2 protein-coding genes are annotated in these 2857 nt (G+C 61.0%); one reads left to right on the forward strand and one right to left on the reverse strand.

Annotation, left to right across the window (positions count from 1 at the left end):
- A partial coding sequence (locus tag AADA04_RS07390) for a PhoX family phosphatase (protein ID WP_340692614.1) occupies positions 1–1542 on the forward strand: 1542 nt, incomplete at its 5' end.
- A 642-nt stretch (positions 1543–2184) separates the two neighbouring features.
- Here AADA04_RS07390 and AADA04_RS07395 read toward each other — a convergent pair.
- On the reverse strand, positions 2185–2655 hold the full coding sequence (locus AADA04_RS07395) for a hypothetical protein (protein WP_340692615.1): 471 nt from the start codon (positions 2653–2655) through the stop codon (positions 2185–2187).
- Positions 2656–2857: the final 202 nt, after the last annotated feature.

Consider the following 2857-nt stretch of genomic DNA (forward strand, 5'->3'; position numbering starts at 1 on the left):
TTCCTGCCGCTCGGCGATGATCCCTCACGCGGCCTGCTCTATGCCAATCACGAATATCCGAACCCGCAGCTGATGTGGGCGGGCCTGTCCGAGCATAGCGCCGCCCGCGAGATGACGGACAATCAGGTCGCCGTCACCATGGCGAGCGTTGGTGGTTCCGTTGTGGAGTTGCGCAAGGCCGACGGTGCCTGGCAGCCCGTGCGTGACAGTCAGTACAATCGCCGCATCACGGCCACCACGCCAATGCGTATCTCCGGACCAGCCGCGGGTCATGCGAAACTCCAGACCCAGGCAGACCCGACCGGTACGCGCGTGCTCGGCACGTTGTCAAATTGCAATGGCGGCGTGACGCCCTGGGGCACGGTCCTGACATGCGAAGAAGGCGCCGGCGAGATATTCGGGGGCGACTGGCAATCGGCGCCGGACCGGGCGCTTCTCAAACGCTATTACTATGACGACGCCAACAATGACCGCTGGGGCTGGACCCGCGTCGCTCCGCGCTTCTCGCTTGAGAATGAGCCCAATGAACCAAACCGGTATGAATGGGTCGTCGAGATTGACCCCGCCGATCCAGCATCAACACCGGTGAAACGCACGGCCCTGGGGCGGTTTGCGCACGAGGGCGCAAGCACGACGCTGGCGCCCGACGGCCGCGTCGTGGTCTATCTCGGCGACGATTGGGAATTTGAATATTGCTACCGTTATGTGAGCACCCATCCGGTGCGGCCCGGCGGCGCGGCAGCCAACCGCGACCTGCTTGATGACGGCGTGCTGTCGGTCGCGCAGTTTGAGGCGAACGGGCAGGTGAAGTGGATTCCGCTTGTGTTTGGCCTCGGAGCGCTGACCCCAGAAAACGGCTTTCACTCCCAGGGCGACGTGCTTATCAATACACGCGGCGCCGCTGACCTTGTCGGCGCAACGCCGATGGATTCGCCCGAAGGCTTTGCGCCCAATCCGGTAACTGGAACCGTGATCATCGCGCTCACCAGCAATGGCGACCGCCGCGACCCAGACCCGGCCAATCCCCGCGCCAACAACCGGTTCGGGCACTTACTGGAACTGCGGCCCCCGCAAACCACCAATGGCCGTGACCATGCGGCCGATGCGTTCGCATGGGAAGTGCTTGCCCTTTGCGGCGATCCTGCCACCGCTGATCATAAGGCCAAGTTCCATCCAGACACATCCACCAATGGCTGGTTTACCGACCCGGACAATATCGGATTTGATCCAGAAGGGCGTCTATGGATCTGCACCGATGGCGTCCAACCGAGCGGCCATGACGGGCTCTATGTCATGGACCTGGAAGGTGATGGCCGCGCCCTGCCGAAACTGTTCTATGCTCCGCCAGCCGGCGCCGAATGTTGCAGTCCTACTTTCATCGACAATGGCGCGACGCTGCTACTCGGCATCCAGCATCCGGGGGAAGGCGCCGCGTCCCTCGACGTGACCCCAACGCGTTGGCCAGATTTCGATCCGGCGCTCCCACCACGGCCATCGATCGTGGCGATCACGCAATTATCTGGACAGCTGGTCGGTTCTTAGGCCGGGGCTTTTACGCTATAAGCCTTCCAAATAATTTCTCGATTTCAATCAAGGCTCACACCCTCCTGCCGAGCTGCTCCATGCCTTTCCATGTTTTGGATTGTTCCCCGTCAGCGACCCTGAGACAGAGTGGCCAAATTACTAAGCGAGGGTTTGTGGCTCATCATTTCCTTGCAAAGGGAAGACGGTTAGACAAAAAACGACGGACGAGGGATCGGCAGAGAGACACGTTAAAGGGATCAAGCAGCGGACTCGGCGGAAGCTCTCTGTGAAGGGCATTGTCAGGGGAACCGGGCTTGAGACGGCGTATCCAGGCGTTTCGTTTCGGAAGATGGCCAAGAACCCCTTCCGCTACTTCAAGACGTCACCCGAGATCATCCAGCTCGCTGTGCTCCTGTATGTCCGCTTTCCGCTCTCACTCTGCGGATCAGCTGAAACCGCGATGACATCCACATATCTCGTTATACACGTTCGCGCATGAAACCCATAAATACGCGAACGCGTATGAACCAAGTTGATACGCGTTCGCGTATAAATCGAGTGCACATTGAGGTATCCTCCCCTCCTGACCGCTCTTGCATGACAGCTCAGGAAGCTGGAGCCCGTCATGCCACATGGGGTGAGTGTACGTACGCTGCTCACCTATTGTGAGGCAGGTCCTGCAGGTGAGATCACAATGGCGCCGTCCCTGCGGCAGATGTCGACCGGCAGGTAGAGCTTGAGGGCCTCGGCAAACAGGTCCGGGTCGCCTGCCGGGAAGGCGCCGCTGAGGCGCTCCTGTGCAAGCGCAGGATCGTCGACGCGGAGCTTGGTGTCGGAATACCGGTTCATTTCCGCGACCGCCTCTTCCAGCGTCACGTCCCGGAACTGGAGCATGCCGGTGCGCCAGGACAGGGCTGTCTCCGGGTCGACCTGCGTGAGGGACGCGATGTGGCCGGCCCGCATGACCAGGCGGTCGCCCGGTCTGAGCCGCGTGGCCGTAGGCGGTTCAGGCTGGAGGGCGGTGGAGGGGCCAGTCCCCTGCCCCTTGCCTGCTTCTTGCGGCGCGACGCTGACGGACCCTTCGATCAGGGTGACGGATATATCGTCCGGCCCGAGGAAGATCTCGAACATAGTGCCGAGCGCGCGGGTTTCGGTGTCGGCGGCTGCGACGGTGACCTGATGCTTTCGTGGCAGACATCGATCCCGCGCTCGTGGAGAAGGTCTTAGACATTGCGCAGAGAGAGCGGAAAACTGACGTACATCATCACACCGAGCTGGATGATTTCGGGCGATGTCTTGAAGTAGCGAAACGGGTTTTTGGCCATTTCCTGTG

It is taken from the genome of Hyphomonas sp., from assembly GCF_037969335.1.
Lineage (GTDB): Bacteria > Pseudomonadota > Alphaproteobacteria > Caulobacterales > Hyphomonadaceae > Hyphomonas.

What these genes read in the sequence shown, in the direction of transcription:
- AADA04_RS07395 (WP_340692615.1), bottom strand. Translation starts at nt 2,655, where the DNA reads ATGTTCGAGATCTTCCTCGGGCCGGACGATATATCCGTCACCCTGATC.